The sequence below is a fragment of the Streptococcus sp. 2022WUSS037 genome, from assembly GCF_044427225.1.
Taxonomy (GTDB): domain Bacteria; phylum Bacillota; class Bacilli; order Lactobacillales; family Streptococcaceae; genus Streptococcus.
Genome location: NZ_JAOTGJ010000048.1, coordinates 6,915 through 9,452, shown reverse-complemented (window position 1 = coordinate 9,452; position 2,538 = coordinate 6,915). Strand labels below are relative to the sequence as shown.

Annotated in this window: 2 protein-coding genes; one reads left to right on the top strand and one right to left on the bottom strand. The window is 40.3% G+C overall.

Features of this window, described 5'->3' with window-relative positions:
- On the bottom strand, positions 1-659 hold a 659-nt coding region (locus tag ODU55_RS11000; protein ID WP_398582844.1), incomplete at its 3' end, for a transposase.
- Between the two features lie 676 nt (positions 660-1,335).
- Here ODU55_RS11000 and trpB point away from each other — a divergent pair.
- On the top strand, positions 1,336-2,511 hold the full coding sequence (gene trpB / locus ODU55_RS10995; protein WP_398582843.1) for a tryptophan synthase subunit beta: 1,176 nt from the start codon (positions 1,336-1,338) through the stop codon (positions 2,509-2,511).
- Positions 2,512-2,538: the final 27 nt, after the last annotated feature.

Here is a 2,538-nt window from a genome sequence, read left to right as displayed (position 1 = left end):
GAAATTGCAGGTAAATCGGTTAATTCTTGGTGTTTCTCGATAACAGAAATCAGTTGTTGAGAGTATTCCAACTCTTTTTCAAGATTATCTTCCTGAGGTTTTGTAGGAAATTCATCCTTTATTTTTTCGGCATATTGGTAAATCGTTTTCCGAAGTGCTTTCGACCGTTCCTTAAGGACCTCTTGAGGTTTCTTGTGACGATAGTGGGATTTGGTATGTGTCGCATCTACAATGAGGATTTTTTGTTTAATGAGCTTGTGTTCAAGGGCGATTTGAACCGATTTTTGTATTAATAAGTCCAAAAAGTGTTCATCTTTAATACGTAACTTTCTGAACTTGGTAAGAGAGGACGCATCAATAACAGAATCCTCTGGAGCTAGACCAAGGAAATACTTAAAGGCCATATCCGATAACGAACGCTCGACAACATCGACATCAGATAAATGATAAATATCTTTCAACAAAAGGTATTTAAACATCATGATGGGTGAGTAAGCCTTTCGACCAAAATCGATACAATAATGTTTCTCTAACTCATCATAGATAAAACTAAAGTCACAGAGTTCCGTTAGCTGCCGTAAAAAATGATTTTTGGGAACAACAATATCATACAGGGGAGAATAGGAACTAAGATCTAACTGAATTTGATTATCAAGCATAGGAATCACCTCGACTCTAGTATAGCAAAAAAAGCCATCAAGTTGATGACTTTTTCAGTGGGTTCGATAGAAAGATAGGTGTCATTGAATGAATTTTCAAATTTTTTAGAAAAATTCAAAAAATACTTGACCTATTTTGAATTATAGCGTATAATTCTATGTAATCAGAAGAAGTAATAAACAGTTTAGCTGAAGAGAGTCTATGGTTGGTGCAAATAGATGCTAGTGGTTTATGAAATGGGCTGATGCCAAATGTAGTAATGAGTGGTATAAAACAGTTTTATCTATGTTTGGGTATGTGAATTCGAAACAATGAGAATTCGGTCCGTACCCCTTATCGTGCGCCTCCTTGTTAGAGGAGATAGAGTTATGGACTTTCTAGTCGAGTCCATAAGTGAGGTGGCACCGTGTCCATTGACGCCCTCGCAGGAAGTTTTTCCTGCGGGGGCTTTTTCCTTGTTGTCTTCGTAGATTACTTTTATATTGCGTCACGTTCGGCTTGCCTAACTTGAGTTATGTCTGCGCCTCCGTTCCTAATCTAAAAGCAATCTACTTTGACAATTATTAACAAAACGAGGTAATCAAGATGAAACGATGGCGAAGCAATTAGGTAAAACAAGAACGAAACAATGTATCATAATATTTTAGTTATTAAAAAATAGAAAGAGGAAAGAATATGGCAGAAAAAGGTTATTTTGGACAGTTTGGTGGTAGTTTTGTACCAGAGCAAATTCAGGTTTTGTTGGATCAGCTAGAGGAAACATTTGAACAGTACCGCAATGATCCAGAATTTTTGGCGGAATACCAAGCTTATCTGAAAGATTATGCTGGTCGTGAAACGCCATTGTATTTTGCGGAATCATTGACCAAGGAGCTTGGTGGAGCGAAAATCTATCTCAAACGGGAAGATTTGAATCACTTAGGTTCTCATAAGTTAAACAATGTGCTGGGGCAAATTCTATTGGCAAAAAGAATGGGGAAAACTCGAGTGATTGCAGAAACTGGTGCTGGTCAACATGGGGTTGCGACGGCTGCTGTAGCTGCCCGCTTTGGTTTGGGATGTGATGTCTATATGGGGGCTGAAGATGTCAAACGCCAACGACTCAATGTTTTTCGAATGGAGATGATGGGGGCGCGTGTTCATGCTGTAACGGATGGAACGCAAACCTTGAAAGAGGCAGTTGATGCGGCATTCGGTGCTTGGATGGCAGATTTAGATGCCTTCTATGTATTGGGCTCTGCAGTTGGACCACACCCTTATCCAACCATTGTCCATGAATTCCAGAAGATTATCAGTGTCGAATCTCGTCGTCAGATTTTGGAAAAAGAAGGTCGCTTGCCAGACTACGTTATTGCCTGTGTGGGTGGTGGTTCCAATGCCATCGGTGCATTTTCTCAATATTTACCAGATGAATCTGTTCAGTTGATTGGTGTAGAAGCAGCTGGTAAAGGTGTTGATACCGAACTGCATGCAGCGACCATGACCAAGGGAACAGTTGGTGTGGTTGACGGTATGAAGACAATCTCCCTCTTTGATGAAAATGGTGGAGTTGCACCTGTTTATTCCATTTCAGCAGGCTTGGACTATCCAGGCGTTGGTCCAGAACATGCCCACTATAAGGAAACTGGTCGTGTTCATTATGTCGCAGCAACAGATGATGAGGCTGTTAATGCACTTCTGACCTTAAGTCGTACAGAAGGAATTCTCCCAGCCATTGAATCGTCTCATGCGATTGCAGAAGCTATTCGATTAGCACCACAACTAGATAAAGATAAAATCATTATTATCAATGTTTCCGGTCGAGGAGACAAGGATGTCGCAGCGATTGCGGATTATTTGGAGGATAGATAAGAGAAAAGAGGCTGGGAAAAAAGTCCT

What these genes read in the sequence shown, in the direction of transcription:
- trpB (WP_398582843.1), top strand. Translation starts at nt 1,336, where the DNA reads ATGGCAGAAAAAGGTTATTTTGGACAGTTTGGTGGTAGTTTTGTACCA.